The sequence below is a fragment of the Micromonospora eburnea genome, assembly GCF_900090225.1.
Lineage (GTDB): Bacteria > Actinomycetota > Actinomycetes > Mycobacteriales > Micromonosporaceae > Micromonospora > Micromonospora eburnea.
In genome coordinates this window covers 2767881-2781531 of record NZ_FMHY01000002.1, presented here as the reverse complement: position 1 = coordinate 2781531, position 13651 = coordinate 2767881, and the positions used below count along the sequence as shown (strand labels likewise).

Annotated in this window: 17 protein-coding genes; 11 read left to right on the top strand and 6 right to left on the bottom strand. The window is 74.4% G+C overall.

Annotated elements, in window-relative coordinates; genetic code table 11:
- Nucleotides 1-8: 8 nt before the first annotated feature.
- Entirely contained in the window at nt 9-605 is a 597-nt protein-coding gene (locus GA0070604_RS13095; RefSeq protein WP_091118204.1) for a helix-turn-helix domain-containing protein, read from the top strand.
- A 101-nt stretch (nt 606-706) separates the two neighbouring features.
- On the top strand, nt 707-1423 hold the full coding sequence (locus tag GA0070604_RS13090; RefSeq protein ID WP_091118203.1) for a methyltransferase: 717 nt from the start codon (nt 707-709) through the stop codon (nt 1421-1423).
- A gap of 9 nt (nt 1424-1432) precedes the next feature.
- Here the strand turns inward: GA0070604_RS13090 and GA0070604_RS13085 are convergent, their stop codons facing one another.
- Complete coding sequence (locus tag GA0070604_RS13085; RefSeq protein ID WP_091118202.1) at nt 1433-1939, bottom strand: tetratricopeptide repeat protein; 507 nt, start codon at nt 1937-1939, stop codon at nt 1433-1435.
- A 113-nt stretch (nt 1940-2052) separates the two neighbouring features.
- On the opposite strand from GA0070604_RS13085, the gene GA0070604_RS13080 reads away from it, so the two are divergent.
- Nucleotides 2053-3129: an ArsR/SmtB family transcription factor gene (locus GA0070604_RS13080; RefSeq protein ID WP_141721283.1), complete on the top strand. Its 1077-nt coding sequence runs from the start codon at nt 2053-2055 to the stop codon at nt 3127-3129.
- Nucleotides 3130-3187: 58 nt separating this feature from the next.
- Nucleotides 3188-4432 (top strand): PucR family transcriptional regulator, encoded by a 1245-nt coding sequence (locus tag GA0070604_RS13075; protein WP_091118201.1) that lies wholly within the window; start codon nt 3188-3190, stop codon nt 4430-4432.
- Between the two features lie 14 nt (nt 4433-4446).
- Here the strand turns inward: GA0070604_RS13075 and GA0070604_RS13070 are convergent, their stop codons facing one another.
- Together GA0070604_RS13070 and GA0070604_RS13065 are read right to left on the bottom strand one after the other, a co-directional pair.
- Entirely contained in the window at nt 4447-4683 is a 237-nt protein-coding gene (locus GA0070604_RS13070; protein WP_091118200.1) for a cation:proton antiporter regulatory subunit, read from the bottom strand.
- Nucleotides 4684-4813: 130 nt separating this feature from the next.
- Nucleotides 4814-5011, bottom strand: a complete 198-nt coding sequence (locus tag GA0070604_RS13065; RefSeq protein ID WP_091118199.1) for a hypothetical protein — start codon at nt 5009-5011, stop codon at nt 4814-4816.
- Nucleotides 5012-5427: 416 nt separating this feature from the next.
- Here GA0070604_RS13065 and GA0070604_RS13060 point away from each other — a divergent pair, with 416 nt between their 5' ends.
- Nucleotides 5428-6252, top strand: a complete 825-nt coding sequence (locus GA0070604_RS13060) for a rod shape-determining protein (RefSeq protein WP_091118198.1) — start codon at nt 5428-5430, stop codon at nt 6250-6252.
- Between the two features lie 70 nt (nt 6253-6322).
- Nucleotides 6323-6643: a TraR/DksA family transcriptional regulator gene (locus GA0070604_RS13055; protein WP_091118197.1), complete on the top strand. Its 321-nt coding sequence runs from the start codon at nt 6323-6325 to the stop codon at nt 6641-6643.
- A gap of 127 nt (nt 6644-6770) precedes the next feature.
- Here the strand turns inward: GA0070604_RS13055 and GA0070604_RS13050 are convergent, their stop codons facing one another.
- Nucleotides 6771-7199: an NUDIX domain-containing protein gene (locus GA0070604_RS13050; RefSeq protein ID WP_244161869.1), complete on the bottom strand. Its 429-nt coding sequence runs from the start codon at nt 7197-7199 to the stop codon at nt 6771-6773.
- A 4-nt stretch (nt 7200-7203) separates the two neighbouring features.
- Nucleotides 7204-8211, bottom strand: a complete 1008-nt coding sequence (locus tag GA0070604_RS13045) for a DUF5937 family protein (RefSeq protein WP_244161868.1) — start codon at nt 8209-8211, stop codon at nt 7204-7206.
- Between the two features lie 67 nt (nt 8212-8278).
- Here GA0070604_RS13045 and GA0070604_RS13040 point away from each other — a divergent pair, with 67 nt between their 5' ends.
- From GA0070604_RS13040 to GA0070604_RS33920, 5 genes are all read left to right on the top strand, one after another.
- Entirely contained in the window at nt 8279-9580 is a 1302-nt protein-coding gene (locus GA0070604_RS13040; protein WP_091118195.1) for an MFS transporter, read from the top strand.
- A 117-nt stretch (nt 9581-9697) separates the two neighbouring features.
- Nucleotides 9698-10252, top strand: a complete 555-nt coding sequence (locus tag GA0070604_RS13035) for an AMIN-like domain-containing (lipo)protein (RefSeq protein WP_091118194.1) — start codon at nt 9698-9700, stop codon at nt 10250-10252.
- Between the two features lie 94 nt (nt 10253-10346).
- Nucleotides 10347-11027 carry a response regulator transcription factor gene (locus tag GA0070604_RS13030; protein WP_091118193.1) on the top strand — a complete coding sequence of 227 codons (681 nt, stop codon included), beginning with the start codon at nt 10347-10349 and terminating at the stop codon, nt 11025-11027.
- Nucleotides 11028-11034: 7 nt separating this feature from the next.
- Nucleotides 11035-12429 carry a sensor histidine kinase gene (locus GA0070604_RS13025; RefSeq protein ID WP_091118192.1) on the top strand — a complete coding sequence of 465 codons (1395 nt, stop codon included), beginning with the start codon at nt 11035-11037 and terminating at the stop codon, nt 12427-12429.
- Nucleotides 12417-13319, top strand: a complete 903-nt coding sequence (locus tag GA0070604_RS33920; RefSeq protein WP_091118191.1) for a Gmad2 immunoglobulin-like domain-containing protein — start codon at nt 12417-12419, stop codon at nt 13317-13319. The genes GA0070604_RS13025 and GA0070604_RS33920 overlap by 13 nt, the downstream gene beginning before the upstream one ends.
- A gap of 8 nt (nt 13320-13327) precedes the next feature.
- On the opposite strand, the gene GA0070604_RS13015 is transcribed toward GA0070604_RS33920, so the two are convergent.
- Nucleotides 13328-13543 (bottom strand): hypothetical protein, encoded by a 216-nt coding sequence (locus GA0070604_RS13015; RefSeq protein ID WP_091118190.1) that lies wholly within the window; start codon nt 13541-13543, stop codon nt 13328-13330.
- Nucleotides 13544-13651: the final 108 nt, after the last annotated feature.

The window sequence follows — 13651 nt, the reverse complement described above, 5'->3', positions numbered from 1 at the left end:
CTGGTGGGGTGGACAACGATCTCGACCGGGCGCTCACCACCGTCGGCCCCCGGCTGCGCGCGCTGCGCCGGCAGCGCAACACCACGCTGGCCGACCTGTCGGCGGCGACCGGCATCTCGGTGAGCACCCTGTCCCGGCTGGAGTCCGGCACCCGCCGGCCAACCCTGGAGCTCCTGCTCCCCCTGGCCAGGGCCCACGGCGTCACGCTCGACGAACTCGTCGACGCCCCGCCCACCGGCGACCCGCGTATCCACCTGCGCCCGGTCACCCGCCACGGCATGACCATGTTGCCGCTGACCCGCCGGGCCGGCGGCATTCAGGCCTACAAACTGGTGATCCCGGCCGACGGCCGGCGGCGCGAGCCCGACCTGAAGACCCACGAGGGCTACGAGTGGGTCTACGTCCTCAACGGACGGCTGCGGCTCATCCTCGGCGACCATGACCTGGTGCTGTCCCCCGGCGAGGCGGCCGAGTTCGACACCCGCGTACCGCACTGGTTCGGCGCCGCCGACGGCGAACCGGTGGAGTTCCTCAGCCTCTTCGGCCAGCAGGGCGAACGCGCCCACCTGCGCGCCCGACCCGCACCCCCGCCGGCCCGGCCGTAGCGCGTTGTCTCGTCGCGGGCACCCGGCGCCGTCGGAACGGCGGCGGGGTCCCGCGACGTTCGGGCCTGCGCGCCCGCGCCCGACTCTGGCAGAGTTGCCGAATGAGCGCCCCCCGATCCGCCGCCGACGTCTGGAACGACGAGTACCGGCGCGGCCGGTACCAGGACGAGCCGCCGGTTGCCTTCGTCGCCGACATCCTCGCCGCCGCCCGCCGGGACGGGGCGACGGACGGCCTCTACGTGGGCTGCGGTAACGGGCGCAACCTGCTGCCCCTGGTGGACGGCGGGCTCGACCTGCTCGGCCTGGACATCTCCGCCGAGGCGGTCCGCCAGCTCGCGGACCGGCGACCGGACCGGGCCGCACGGCTGCGCCACGGCGACCTGGACTCGCTGCCCGCCCGGACGGTGTGGCCGCTGGTGATCGGCATCCAGGTCTTCCAGCACGGCGATCGCGACCAGGCGCACCGGCAGGTCCGCGCGGCCCAGCGCCGGGTCGCCTCGGGCGGGGTGATGTGCGTGCGGGTCAACGCGGTCGGCACGGACGTGTGGCCGGCGCACGAGGTGGTCGAGCAGGCCCCCGACGGCGGATTCACGGTGCGCTACACAGCGGGGCCGAAGCGCGGCCTCGACATCCACTTCTTCAGCCGGGGCGAGCTGGACCGGCTCTTCGAGGGGTGGGCACCGGTGCTTCCGCTCCGGCCACACCGCACCGAGCGGACGCCCCCCGGGACCGGGCAGTGGACGCAGTGGGAGGCCATCTGGCGACGCCCGGCGGGCGGTCCAGGACCGGCATCCGCCACTGACGCTCTGAGCCGATGATCACCTCGCTCAGTCGGGCGCGACCAGGAGCCGGGCGTAGTTGGCCATTGACCGCTGGTAGCGCGGCAGGTGCTTGGCGAGCGCCCCGACGGCGATCGACACCGCCTCCCGCTCCCGCCCGACGCTGGTCAGCGCCAACGCGAGCGTCGCGCTGACCGCGTCGTCGAGCTCGTCGCGGCTGCGCTCGCGCTCCTCGGTCAGCAGCCGTACGCTCTCCTCGGGCTGACCCATGTTCCGCAGCGAACTGGACATCTGGATCACCGAACGCCGCCGGCGGATGCCGTCGATGCCCAGCTCCAGCGCCTTGCGGTAGAGCGGAACCGCCTTGTCCGAATGACCGGTCGAGTCCCAGGCGCAGGCCCGCTCGAACGCCGCCACCGGATGATCCGGCCCCAACTCGTCGGCGAGGGCGTCGACCCGCTCACGGAACTCCGCTTCGTCCCAGTCGTCGGGCGCCGCGTTGAAGGCAGCCCACAGGTCCGCGCTGCGCTGCTCCCACTCGGCGTTCGGGTTCATCTTGGTCCTCCTCATGATCGTCGGCTCGGACGGGAGAACTCTGCGATCACTGATACCGTCGCCGCCAGTGATTCGGCAACCGCCGAATCACTTCTCCTCAGAAAGGGGGGCGGATGGCGGTCACGCTGCGGTTCAGCCCCGCCGACCTGCTGCGCTGCCGGTTCGCCATCTCACCCGTGCTCGAGACGCTGTCCGCGATACGCCTGCTCTCTCCGCGCGAAGGCGTCGGTCCCCACCGTCGGTGGCTCGACACCCTCGACAGGCGGGCACTCGACCTGCGGCCGATCGCCCTGCTCCAGCCGCGTCGCGGTTACACCCCCGACTTCCTCTCACCGCCGCCCGTCAGCCCACACGCCAGGTTCGAGGACGAGCTCGCGGCCGTGGCGGCCACCGACCATGATCGGGTACGCGCAGAGGTGCGCCGGTCACTGGCGGACACCCCGGGGGCGGCCGAGTCAGCGACCGGACGGCTCCTGCTGGGCGACCCGGCCGCTGTTCTCCAGACGCTGGTCTCCCTCGTGAAGCAGGCATGGGAGGTCTTGGTCCAACCGGTCTGGCCGCAGGTACGCGGGTTGCTTGACGCCGATGTGAGCTTTCAGACCCGACGTCTCGCCGAAGGCGGCCTGGACCGGTTGTTCGCCGAGCTCCATCCCCGACTGCGTTGGCACAACGGCCTGCTGACCCGCGAGTACGGCGACGACGAGCATCGCGATCTGCGCGGCGAGGGGCTTGCCCTGGTGCCCAGCGCCTTCAAGTGGGATCAGGTCGTCGTCATCGTGGACCCGCCGTGGCAACCCACCGTGATCTATCCGGCGCGCGGGCTCGGCACGCTCTGGCAGCCCTTCTCCACCGATCGGCAGACGGCTCTGGGCCGGTTGATCGGCAGAACCCGGGCGGCGCTGCTGCTCAGCCTCGACGAGCCGGCCAGCACGACGACACTGGCCCACCGCCACGCGCTGGCAGCCGGGACGGTGTCCGAGCACTTGTCGGTGCTGCGCGACGCCGGATTCGTCGTCGGGGAGCGGCACCGGCACGAGATCCGCTATCGGCGTACGCCCCTCGGCGAAGCCGCCCTCGGTTGGCCCGTGCCAGACCTCGGAGACGGGGCACGCCGCGGCGCGGACTCGCCGGCCGGGGCCGCGAGGACGGGCCGGCGTCGGGGCGCGTCGCGGGGCGACTCGCCTCGATAGGCTGACCGGATCGGTTCGGCAGCCAACGCCGGCCATGGTCGGAGGAGGAGCCGAGGCGATGACCGGTGGTGGCCGGCGGACCGGCCGGGGCCATTTGGCCGGGTCGGAGCGGGACGCGTGCCTGGCGGCGATCGCCCGTGCCGCCAGCGCCGACGCCGGTGGGGTGCCGGTGGATCTGCTCGGTGACTACCTGTGGCTGCTCGCCGAGGCGGCGGTCACCGGGCGCCGACCCCGGCGCGCCGAACTCGACGCCGTGGGCGTACTGGGGCGGCGCGCCGCCGAGCAGGGCGTCTCGGCGGGGCGGGCGGTGCGGCTGTACCTGTCGGCGGCCAGGCGGCTGTGGCAGCAGCTACCCCAGTTGACCAGCTCCACCGACAGCGAGGTGGTGCGCGCCTCGGCCGAGGCGGTGCTGCACGTCGTCGACAGCGCGGTGGCCACCCTCGCCGACGGCTACGCGCAGGCCCGCCGGGAGCTGGTGCGGCGGGAGGAGACGCTGCGCCGGGAACTCGTCGACGACCTGCTGCGCGGCGACTCCGACCTGGGTGGCCTGGTGGAACGCGCCGAGCCGTTCGGCCTGGACCTGGCCCGGGTGCACCAGGTGGCGCTGGCCGCACCGCGCCGGCGTCTCCCGGACACTGACGCGGCGATCAGCGCGTTGGAAGGCGTCATCTTCGACCGGCTCGGTGACCGCGACGTGCTGGTGGCGACGAAGGAGGGGCTGCTCGTGGTGATCGCGCCCGCCGACACGGTCACGTCCGAACGGGGCGTACGCGGGCGCGAGGCCTCCGGCGACCTCGGGCGACTGATGCACGCCGAGCTGGACCGCCTGCCGCGAGGCGGCCCGTGGCAGGTGGCGGTCGGCCGCCCGCACCCCGGCCTGTACGGCATCGCCCGTTCCTATGAGGAGGCCCGCGAGGCGTTGACGACGGCGCAGCGGCTCAACGCCGACGCGCCCGTCATCGACGCCCGCGACCTGCTCGTCTATCGAGTCCTGTTACGGGACCAGCCCGCCATCGTGGATCTCGTCCAGGCGGCGCTCAGCCCGCTGCGTCACGCCCGTGGCGGGGCCCAGCCGTTGCTGGACACCCTGGACGCGTACTTCGCCGCCGGCGGGGTCGCCACCGACGCCGCCCGCCGGTTGCACGTGTCCGTCCGCACGGTCACCTACCGGCTGGACCGGATCAGGGCGCTCAGCGGATACGACCCGAACGACCCGCGTGACCGGTTCACGCTACAGACCGCGGTGTACGGCGCGAGGGCGTTGGACTGGCCGCGCCAGCCGCTGCCCGGCCCCGCGTCCTAGCGGTCGGCGCCTCGTCAGCTCCGCTGCTCGCCGGTGACCACGTCGAGCAGGCCCAGCAGGCCGGCCAGCGTGACCGCCTCGGAGCGGGTGAGGCGGAGGCCGCAGGTCTTGTCCGGGTCGTCCGCGTCGTCGTAGATGACGTCCCGGCGGTCCAGTCCGCGGTATTCGACCACCCCGACCCGGCGGCCCTGCGCGGTGGTGAAGGTGTGTCGCATCCCGATACCGGGCAGTGGGGTGTGTTCGATCTTCATTGGTGCTCCGTACGGGAGGGGCTGGTGGGGCCGCGGGTGCGGCCGGTCGGCCGGGCGGCCCCGGCCGGGTGGCTCGGGGCGCGGCGCGGACCAGGGGTGCGGACCAGGGGTGCGGAAAGCGGACGGGCGCTCAGGCGAGCAGGCCCGGCGGCGCCCGGTCGGCCGACCGGGCCGGGACGCATCCCACGACGGCCCTCGCCGGCCGGACCACGACGCACAGGCCCATGATGCGTCCGGCCTGCCGGAGCGCGATGAGCACGGCCACCACGACGAACATCGCCAACGCGGTACGCGAGGCGACGTCGAATCGGGGCCGAAGCTCTGCCATGCGGCCACCATAGCCGCACGGACGGCGTCCCGTCGCCGCCCTTCGCCCCGCTTGCCGCGGCCGGCTCGCCAGCGGGCCGCCGGTGGCGGCAGATCGCCGGTGGCCGGCAATGAAGACGCCGGAAGTTGGCCGGCCGCAGGCCATGTCGGTCCGTCACTTCGGGCCGACTCTGGAGGTTCGACAGGGTTCCTGACCGGGGAGGGGGTGGGTGATGACGACCAGCGAGGTGGCTCCGCAGCCCGGCGCCTCGGCCCCTGCCCCGCCGGCCCACGTGGGCCGGCACGCCCGGCACCGCGAGCGGCTGACCGGAGCCGGTTGAGCGCGGCCCTCCGGTCCGCGTGCTCCCGCCCAGTTCCCACGTCGTCCCGCGTCGGGGCGGCGGCATCGTCATATCCACCGTGGAGGAAGAGGTCAGCATGCCCGTCGCCCAGGCCCCCGCCGGTCGCCCCTTGGACACCGCTGGCACCGTCTCCGCACGCACCGGCGCCAACTACCCGGCCACCTTCCGGCCCAGCCCGGTCGCCGTCGACCTCGGCAGCGGTCAGTTGCGGATCCGGCTGGGTGGCCACGAACCGCTCACCACCGTGATGACGGACCGGTCGGCCCGGCGGCACCCGCTGGTACGGCGGGGCCGGGTGGTCGACGGCCGCGGCTGCGCCACGGCACTGTCCCAGCTACTGCGACAGCACCGGGTCGGCGTGCCGGCCCGGTCCCTGGTCGTGGCGTGCCGTCCGCTGCTGGCCACGGCGGCCGACCAGGAGCTCACCCGGCGGGTCCTCGACGCCGTGTTCGCGCCCGCGCGACTGCTGTTCATCGACACCGTGCGCGCCGCCGCCATCGGTGCCGGGGCCGGCGCCGGCACCCTGCTCGTCGCCGATGTCGGCGCCCAACTCACCGAGGTGGCCGTCCTGCGGGACAGTCAGGTCGTCGCCGGCCGGCGGGCGAACCTCGGCACCGGTGACCTCGCCGACGGGGCCACCGTCGGCGTGCTCGCCGATCGGCTCGCCCGCCTGGTGCGGGACCTGACCCACGGGCCCAAGGCGGTGCCGGCGGCCGCCACCGCCCTGGCCCGCGGGCTGGTGCTGGTCGGGGACGGGGCCACTCGACCTGACCTGAGAGAGCGCCTTGCCGCGACGACGGGCGCCCCGGTGCACCGTGCCGCGGGCCCCCGCACCGCCGCCCTGACCGGTGCGAGCCTGGCTGCCGCGGCCGCCGCCCGCCACCCGGCCGCCGGCGACTGAGCCGAACCACGACCGCCCAGCACCTTCATCCCGGCCCGCACCGACGCGCTCCACGGAAGGTCTCGACGCCATGACCGACACTCTCCGCAGCCGCACCGCCGCCCTGCGCGACATCCTCGAACGGCAGTTCCAGACGCACACCGGTCAGCTCATCGAGCTCACCGCGTACAGCCGGGAGCCCGGCCACGGCGGCCACGACCCCGACACGTTGCGGGCCCTCATGGAGACCGCCCGCCAGGGCATCGCGGACAGCGCCGGCGCGCTACGACGCATGTCCGAGGGCACCTACGGGTGCTGCGAGAGCTGCGGCGGCGAGATCCCGGTCGCCCGGCTGGAGATCCGACCGTCGGCCCGATACTGCGTCCCGTGTCAGGAACGGCAGCATCGCTGAGCGACATCGCCCACCTCGCCGGCCCGGATCACCACCGGTCGTCTGGACGACCCGCGAGGTCAGTCCGCCCGGGCCGCGCTGATCGCGCGGGCCTGCCCGGGCGCGACCGGCCGGTGGTGGTGGCCGGTCACGGTAGCCGGTCCAGGGCGTCCGGCAACATGGCCAGGGTGGGCGCGAGCTGCGAGTGCAGCGGCGCGGGCAGCGCGTCGCGGGTGTACCAGCCGATCTGGTCGAACTTGTGCGGCTCGCCGATGGCCACGGTCGCCGGGTCGACCCGGACGGCGAAAACCACCGCCACCCAGTGCGACGCCGGGTCCTCGCGCAGCACGTTGCGTACGCCGAGCAGGCTGATCTCCAGCGGCGCGGTGAGGTACTCCTCGCGCAGCTCGCGGGTCACCGCGGCCTCGAACGTCTCGCCGAACTCCAGCGCGCCCGCGCCGGTGTCCCAGGTGCCCGGTTCGTCGCGGGCACCGGCGCCGCGCCGGGCCAGCAGCAGCCGGCCGGCACCGTCGTGGCAGACGAAGACACAGGACACCGAGGGGGTACGTGGCGGCACCGACTCATTCTGCCTGGCCGGTCTCGCCGGTCGGCGCGGCACCGGCGATCAGCGCCTCGGCGGAGCTGGTCCGGGCGTACAGCAGGAACCGCCCGGCCCGGTGGGTGCCGACCAGGCCGGCGTCGCGCAGCGCGGTGAGGTGATGCGAGACGGTTCCGGCGGCCAGGCCACACCGGCGGGCCAGCTCGGTGGTGGCGGACGGCACGGCCAGCTCGTGCAGCAGGGTGGCCCGGGTACGCCCCAGCACGCGGGCGAGCGCCTCGCTGGCCGGGGCGGTGCCGCGCTCCCAGAGCGTCCCGACCCCCCGGGCCGGGTAGCGCAGCACGGGTTGCGTGGCCCGCTCGGACAGGTTGGACCAGACCCGTGAGCCACCGAAGACCGACGGCACCAGCAGCAGCCCCCGCCCGTCCAGGTCGACCGCGCCCGCCCGGGTCAGGTGATCGACGTGCAACGTCCCGTCGTCCCAGGAGACGTACCGGTCGATCCGGTTGAGCAGGCCGCGCACACCGTCGGCGGCCATGAACTGGGCCCCCACGAGCACCTCCCGTTCCAGCAGGGTCCGCATCCGCGGCCAGTACGGGGCGATCGCGGCGTCGACGTACGCGGCGATCGTGTCCGCGAGGCGGGCCAGTCCGGCGGGTGGGTCGGCGTAGAGCGCCGCGAGGCGGGGCGAGCGCGGCCCGGGCAACTCGTCCAGCCCGGCCCGGACCACCTCCGGCGGGGTGGCGGCGAGCGCGGCCAGTTCGCACTCGATGGTGGGCTGCGCGGCCGGCGGGGGCGAACAGACGAATCCCGGGATCACCACGGTCGGCACCGGCACGAGGTCGGCGAGGAGCCGCCAGTCCACTGCTGACAGCCGCGGCTGCACCTGCCGATGCCAGGGCAGGTGCTCGGGAAACCAATCGGGGTGCTTGACCACCCGGACGCTGGCGACCGCCTCCCACAGTGGCGACACCGCGAACCGGATGTTGGCCAGGTCCCCTACCCCCAGCGTGGCGCTCAGCACCTGCACCCCCCGACGGATTCGAACCAGCTCAAACTTATCGACTCCGGAGCCGGCACCGGCCAGGGTCGCCGCTATGACCACCACCACTGCCCCTCCGGCCACGGTCCGCTGGCCCCGCCCGTTCCGCTACGTCTACGCGGCCAACCTTGCGGAGAGCCTGGGCCACCAGGTCGGTTTCCTGTCCGTGCCGGTGCTGGCCGTTTCGGTGCTCGCCGCCACCCCCGGGCAGGTGGGCCTGCTCGCGGTGCTCGGCACCGCCGCGTTCCTGGTGATCGGGCTGCCCGCCGGGGTGTGGGTCGACCGGTCGTCCCACCGCACCGTGATGATCACCGCCGACCTGGCCCGCGCCGCCCTGTACGCCTCGATCCCGCTGGCCTGGTGGGCCGACGCGCTGACCATCGGCCAGCTGTACGTGGTGGTGTTACTCACCGGCGTGGGCACGGTCTTCGGCGACGTGGCCGCGCAGAGCTTCCTGCCGGAGCTGGTCGGCCGGGACCGGCTGGTGGCGGCGAACTCACTGCTGGTGACCACCAACGCCACCGTGCAGATCGGTGGCCGGGGTTTCGGCGGGTTGCTCGTGCAGTGGCTCGGCGCACCGCTCGCGTTGGTCCTGAACGCGGCCACCCACCTGCTCTCCGCGCTCGCCCTCACCCGGGTACGCCCCAGCGGCGCGGCTGTGCCCGGCCGCGACCGGCCGGCGGGCGGCTTCGGCCGGCAACTCGCCGAAGGGGTACGGCACGTGCTGGGCAACCCGCTGCTGCGCCCGCTGGTCGTGTCGCTGGCCGGCATCAACCTCACGGTCAACCTGATGACCACCATGCTGCCGGTGGTCTTCCTGCGTGAACTCGGGCTCGGGGCCGGCGTACTCGGGCTCTTCCTCGGCGCCGGTGGGGTCGGAGCCCTGCTGGGCGCGGTGACCGCGCGTCCGTTGGCCGCCCGGATCGGACACGGCCGGGCCCTGTGGTTGCCCGGCCTGCTGGTGGCGCCGGCCGGCGCGCTGGTCGCGCTGGTCGACACGGGAGGGTGGCTGTGGCTGGCCGGGTTCGGCTGGCTGGCGCTGGCCTGGCGGACCGGAATCGGCAACGTGATCGGCGTCAGCCTGCGGCAGCAGGTCACCCCGGACGCGCTGCTCGGCCGGATGAACGCCACCTTCCGGTTCCTGCTCACCGGTGCGATCGCGGTGGGTGCCGGGCTGGCCGGCCTGCTCGGCCAGTACGCGAGCCCGCGTACCTCCCTCTGGATCGGCGCGATCGGTGCCGCGCTGGCCTGGCTGCCGGTGTTCCGTTCGCCGCTGCGGGCACTGACCGACCCGGCCACACTGCCGGCCGTCGACCGCGCCGGTGGCCACCCGACCCTCGATCAGGTCGCTCGGTAGCCCGACCGGCGGCTGTTACCGGGCGGTTACGCCACCGCGAAGCGACTGTGGCACGGCGGGCCGACCGTCGGAACCGGGACCACCGGAGCGGTCCCGCCACACCGTCGGGAGGACACGATGAGACTGAGGAGAACACTGCTGGCGCTGGTCCTGGTGCTCGGCGGGCTGCTCGCCGGCACGGGCGGCGCCACGGCGGCCACCCCGTACTGCGGGATCACCTGGGGCAGCGCGGCGAAGTCGGACGGCACACTCAGCAGCGCGCCACTGGTCGACGTGCGCACCGGGCAGCACGACTGCTGGGACCGGGTGGTCTTCGAGTTCGCCGGCCCGGCGGACGGCTGGTCGGTCGGGTACGGCGAGGCGTACACCGAGGGGCAGGGATCGGCGCTGTCGCCGTACACCGCCGGTGGCGCGCTGCTGCGGGTCTCGCTGCGGGCGCCCGCGTACGACGCCGGTCAGGTCGCCACCGTGCCGTACCGCACCGGGGACCACGCGACGAACGCGCTGGGCTACCGGACGCTGCGGGACGTGGTCTTCGGTGGCAGCTTCGAGGGCTACACCACCTTCGCCGTGGGCGTACGCGCCCAACTGCCGTACCGGGTCTTCGTGCTCACCGGTCCGGGTACGCACAGCCGGATCGTCCTCGACGTGGCCCACCAGTGGCAGGAGTGATCCCGCCGCCGGTGATGGGGGCCGACCGGACCCCCATCACCGGCTGTTGCGCCAGGATCCCGGGCCGTCAGGCCGGACTACGCTGAGTGGCGTCATGGAGGGCCGCGTGCTGGTCGTCGAGGACGATGCCTCCATTCGGGAGGTCACCGCCCTCGGTCTGCGACGGGCCGGGTTCCGGGTGGACACCGCCGTGGACGGCCCGGCCGCCCTCGCCGCGTGGCGGGCCCGGCCGGTCGACCTGATCGTGCTCGACGTGATGCTGCCCGGCCTCGACGGCTTCGAGGTGTGCCGGGAGATCCGCCGGACCAGCCAGGTGCCGATCCTGATGCTGACCGCCCGCACCGACACCATCGACGTGGTCGTCGGGCTGGAATGCGGGGCCGACGACTACCTGCGCAAGCCGTTCGACGTGCCGGAGCTGGTCGCCCGGGTCCGTGCCGTGCTACGCCGGGCGGTCGCCCCGGTCACCGACACCACCGTGACGGCCGGGCCGCTGGAGATCGACCCCGCCCGGTTCGTGGCCCGCAAGGCGGGCCGGGAGCTGACCCTGACCGCGACCGAGTTCCGGCTGCTGCTGGAGCTGGCCCGGCGCCCCGGGCAGGTGTTCACCCGGGAACTGCTGCTCGACCGGGTGTGGGGGCACACCTACCTCGGCGACTCCCGGTTGGTGGACGTGGCGGTGCAACGGCTGCGCGCCAAGGTGGAGGACGATCCCGCCGCCCCGACGCTGATCAGGACGGTGCGCGGGGCGGGCTACAAGCTGTCGACGGGGTGACGGCGCGATGGTGGCGGGCACGATCACACCCGGACGCCTGCGGCGCCGGCTCGTCATCGCGTTCGTGCTCGTCGCCGGAGTCTCCGCCGGGGCACTCGCCGGCGGCTCGTACCTGATGCTCCGGCAGGCCCGCTACGACGGCGCGCTGCAACGCGCCGCGGCCGACGCCCGCTACCAGCTCGTACTCGCCGCACAGTTCCTGCCGCTGGCCGACGCCCGCCGGGCCGACCTGCTGGCCAGCTTCGAGCAGAACGGACGGCACGTGGTGCTGGTCGCCGGCGACACCCGGGCGTCCAACCCCCGGTACGCGCCGACGCCCGGCCGGGCCCTGCGGGCCAGCGTCGCCGCCGGGCAGCTCGGCTTCCAGCGCTCCGCCGGCAACGCCCGGCCGCACCTGCTGATGGTCGGCGGACGGATCCCGGGCTCCACCGCCGAGTTGTACGTGGTGACGGTCGAGGACGACCTCGTCGACGGCCTGAACCAGCTCCGCACGGCGCTGGCGGTGGGCTGGGCGGCCGCGCTGCTGCTCGCCGCCGGAGTGGGCAACACCCTGGCCCGGCGGACCCTGGAACCCGTGGGCCGGGCCAGCCGGGCGGCCCGCGCGGTCGCCGAGGGGCTGCTCGACACCCGGCTGCCGGTACGCGGCCGCGACGAGTTCAGCGCCTGGGCCGCCTCGTTCAACGAGATGGCCGAGGCGCTGGAAACGAAGATCGAGGCGCTGTCCCGCGCCCAGGCCCGGGAGCGGCGGTTCACCGCCGACGTGGCCCACGAGCTGCGTACCCCGGTCACCGCCCTGGTGGCGGCGGCGTCGCTGCTCGCCGACCAGCTCGACACGCTCCCCGCCGACGCCCGCCGCGCCGCCGAACTCCTCGTCGCCGACGTGGTCCGGCTGCGCCGGCTCGTCGAGGAGCTGATGGAGATCTCCCGCCTGGACGCCGGACGGGAGGTGGTGTCAACCCAGCCCGTCGACGTCGTCGCGCTGCTGCACGGCATCGTCGACGCGCGCGGCTGGGCCGACCGGGTGGCCGTGGCCGGGGCGGCGCCGCCGACCGCCACCGACCCCCGGCGTCTGGAACGGGTGCTGGGCAACCTGGTGTCCAACGCGATCGAGCACGGCGACGCCGAGGTGCGGGCCGACGTTCGGCACGCCGGCGAGTGGGTGATCGTCGAGATCACCGATCGGGGGCCCGGCATTCCCGCCGAACACCTGCCGCACCTGTTCGACCGCTTCTACAAGGTCGACCCGTCCCGCACCGGACCCGGTAGCGGACTCGGCCTGGCCATCGCGCTGGAGAACACCCGGCTGCTCGGCGGACGCCTGACGATGCAGAGCGAGGTCGGTCGGGGCACCCGGCTGCGCCTCGAACTACCGGCCGCCGGAGGTGACCGATGCGATGCCTGATCACCCTGCTCGTGGCGCCGCTGCTGCTCACCGCCGGCTGCGCCCCGGCCCGGACCGGCACCCTCGGACCGGCCCCGGCCGGCCCCTCCCCCACCCCCGGCGCCACCCCGACGGGCACGGCACCCGGCACACCCGCCGCCGTCGCCTCGTCCGGTGCGCGTACCCCGGCCGCCGGCACGACCGGCCCGACCACCGGCAGGACGCCCGGCCCGGACGGGACGATCACCGTGGAGCTGTGGTTCACCCGCGACGGCCGGCTCGTGCCGGCCCGGCGTACCCGGCCCGCCACCCTGGCCACCTCCCGGCTGGCGCTCACCGAGCTTGCCGCCGGCCCGTCCGGGGCCGAGGCCGCCACCGGCATGGCCACCCTGCTCCCGCCCGGCACGCAGGTCAGCCACATCGCCGGCGGGGTCGCCACGCTGGTCCCGCCGGCCGGCTTCGACACCGGCGGCGCGGCGACCGCCCGGCTCCGCCGGGCCCAGGTGGTCTGGACGTTGACCCAGTTTCCCGCCGTACGCCGGGTGGCCTTCACCGTGGATGGCGCCGCACCGACCGGACGCGACGACTACGCCGACCTGCTGCCGCCGATCGTGGTGACCGCCCCGGCGGTCGGCGACCGGGTCACCAGCCCGGTCACCGTCACCGGGACCGCCGAGGTCTTCGAGGCGACCGTCAGCGTCCGGGTGCTGGACGCGGCGGGCCGGGAGATCGGCACCGGATTCACCCTCGCCGCCTGCGGCTCCGGCTGCCGCGGCGCCTACCGGATGAACGTCGGCTACCGGCGGGCCACCACCGGACCGGGCACCATCGAGGTGTACGAGGTGTCGCCCCAGGACGGCTCCCGGGTCGACGTCGTGGCAGTTCCCGTCGTCATGGCCGCCAGTGGCTAGCGCCGCACCTATCCGGCAGCGGCACCGGGGACCGCGTAGATCCACTCGGCCGCCCCGTCAGGCGCCTGCTCCACCCGGTGGTATTCCACGTTCTCCGTCGCCTCATGGGGCCCGTGCAGCTTGAGGTCGTACGTCATCGGCGGGTCGTCCGCATCCGGCACGTCCCAGCTCACCGCCACCCCGTCGTACGGCCCGCCGCGCAGCCGCACCCTCACGATCGCCACGCTACTGACGTTAGCGAAGCGGAGGGCCGCGCGGGCGGGTTAGCGAAGTGCGGTTCCCACCGCCTCCGCTATCCCGGCAAACTGGGCGGCGGTCAACCCCGCAGTGGA

Coding starts and splice junctions, on each gene's coding strand:
- GA0070604_RS13035 (WP_091118194.1), top strand. CDS start 9,698: ATGAGACTGAGGAGAACACTGCTGGCGCTGGTCCTGGTGCTCGGCGGG.
- GA0070604_RS13065 (WP_091118199.1), bottom strand. CDS start 5,011: ATGGCAGAGCTTCGGCCCCGATTCGACGTCGCCTCGCGTACCGCGTTG.
- GA0070604_RS13030 (WP_091118193.1), top strand. CDS start 10,347: ATGGAGGGCCGCGTGCTGGTCGTCGAGGACGATGCCTCCATTCGGGAG.
- GA0070604_RS33920 (WP_091118191.1), top strand. CDS start 12,417: ATGCGATGCCTGATCACCCTGCTCGTGGCGCCGCTGCTGCTCACCGCC.
- GA0070604_RS13085 (WP_091118202.1), bottom strand. CDS start 1,939: ATGAACCCGAACGCCGAGTGGGAGCAGCGCAGCGCGGACCTGTGGGCT.
- GA0070604_RS13090 (WP_091118203.1), top strand. CDS start 707: ATGAGCGCCCCCCGATCCGCCGCCGACGTCTGGAACGACGAGTACCGG.
- GA0070604_RS13060 (WP_091118198.1), top strand. CDS start 5,428: ATGCCCGTCGCCCAGGCCCCCGCCGGTCGCCCCTTGGACACCGCTGGC.
- GA0070604_RS13080 (WP_141721283.1), top strand. CDS start 2,053: ATGGCGGTCACGCTGCGGTTCAGCCCCGCCGACCTGCTGCGCTGCCGG.
- GA0070604_RS13075 (WP_091118201.1), top strand. CDS start 3,188: ATGACCGGTGGTGGCCGGCGGACCGGCCGGGGCCATTTGGCCGGGTCG.
- GA0070604_RS13055 (WP_091118197.1), top strand. CDS start 6,323: ATGACCGACACTCTCCGCAGCCGCACCGCCGCCCTGCGCGACATCCTC.
- GA0070604_RS13070 (WP_091118200.1), bottom strand. CDS start 4,683: ATGAAGATCGAACACACCCCACTGCCCGGTATCGGGATGCGACACACC.
- GA0070604_RS13040 (WP_091118195.1), top strand. CDS start 8,279: ATGACCACCACCACTGCCCCTCCGGCCACGGTCCGCTGGCCCCGCCCG.
- GA0070604_RS13025 (WP_091118192.1), top strand. CDS start 11,035: ATGGTGGCGGGCACGATCACACCCGGACGCCTGCGGCGCCGGCTCGTC.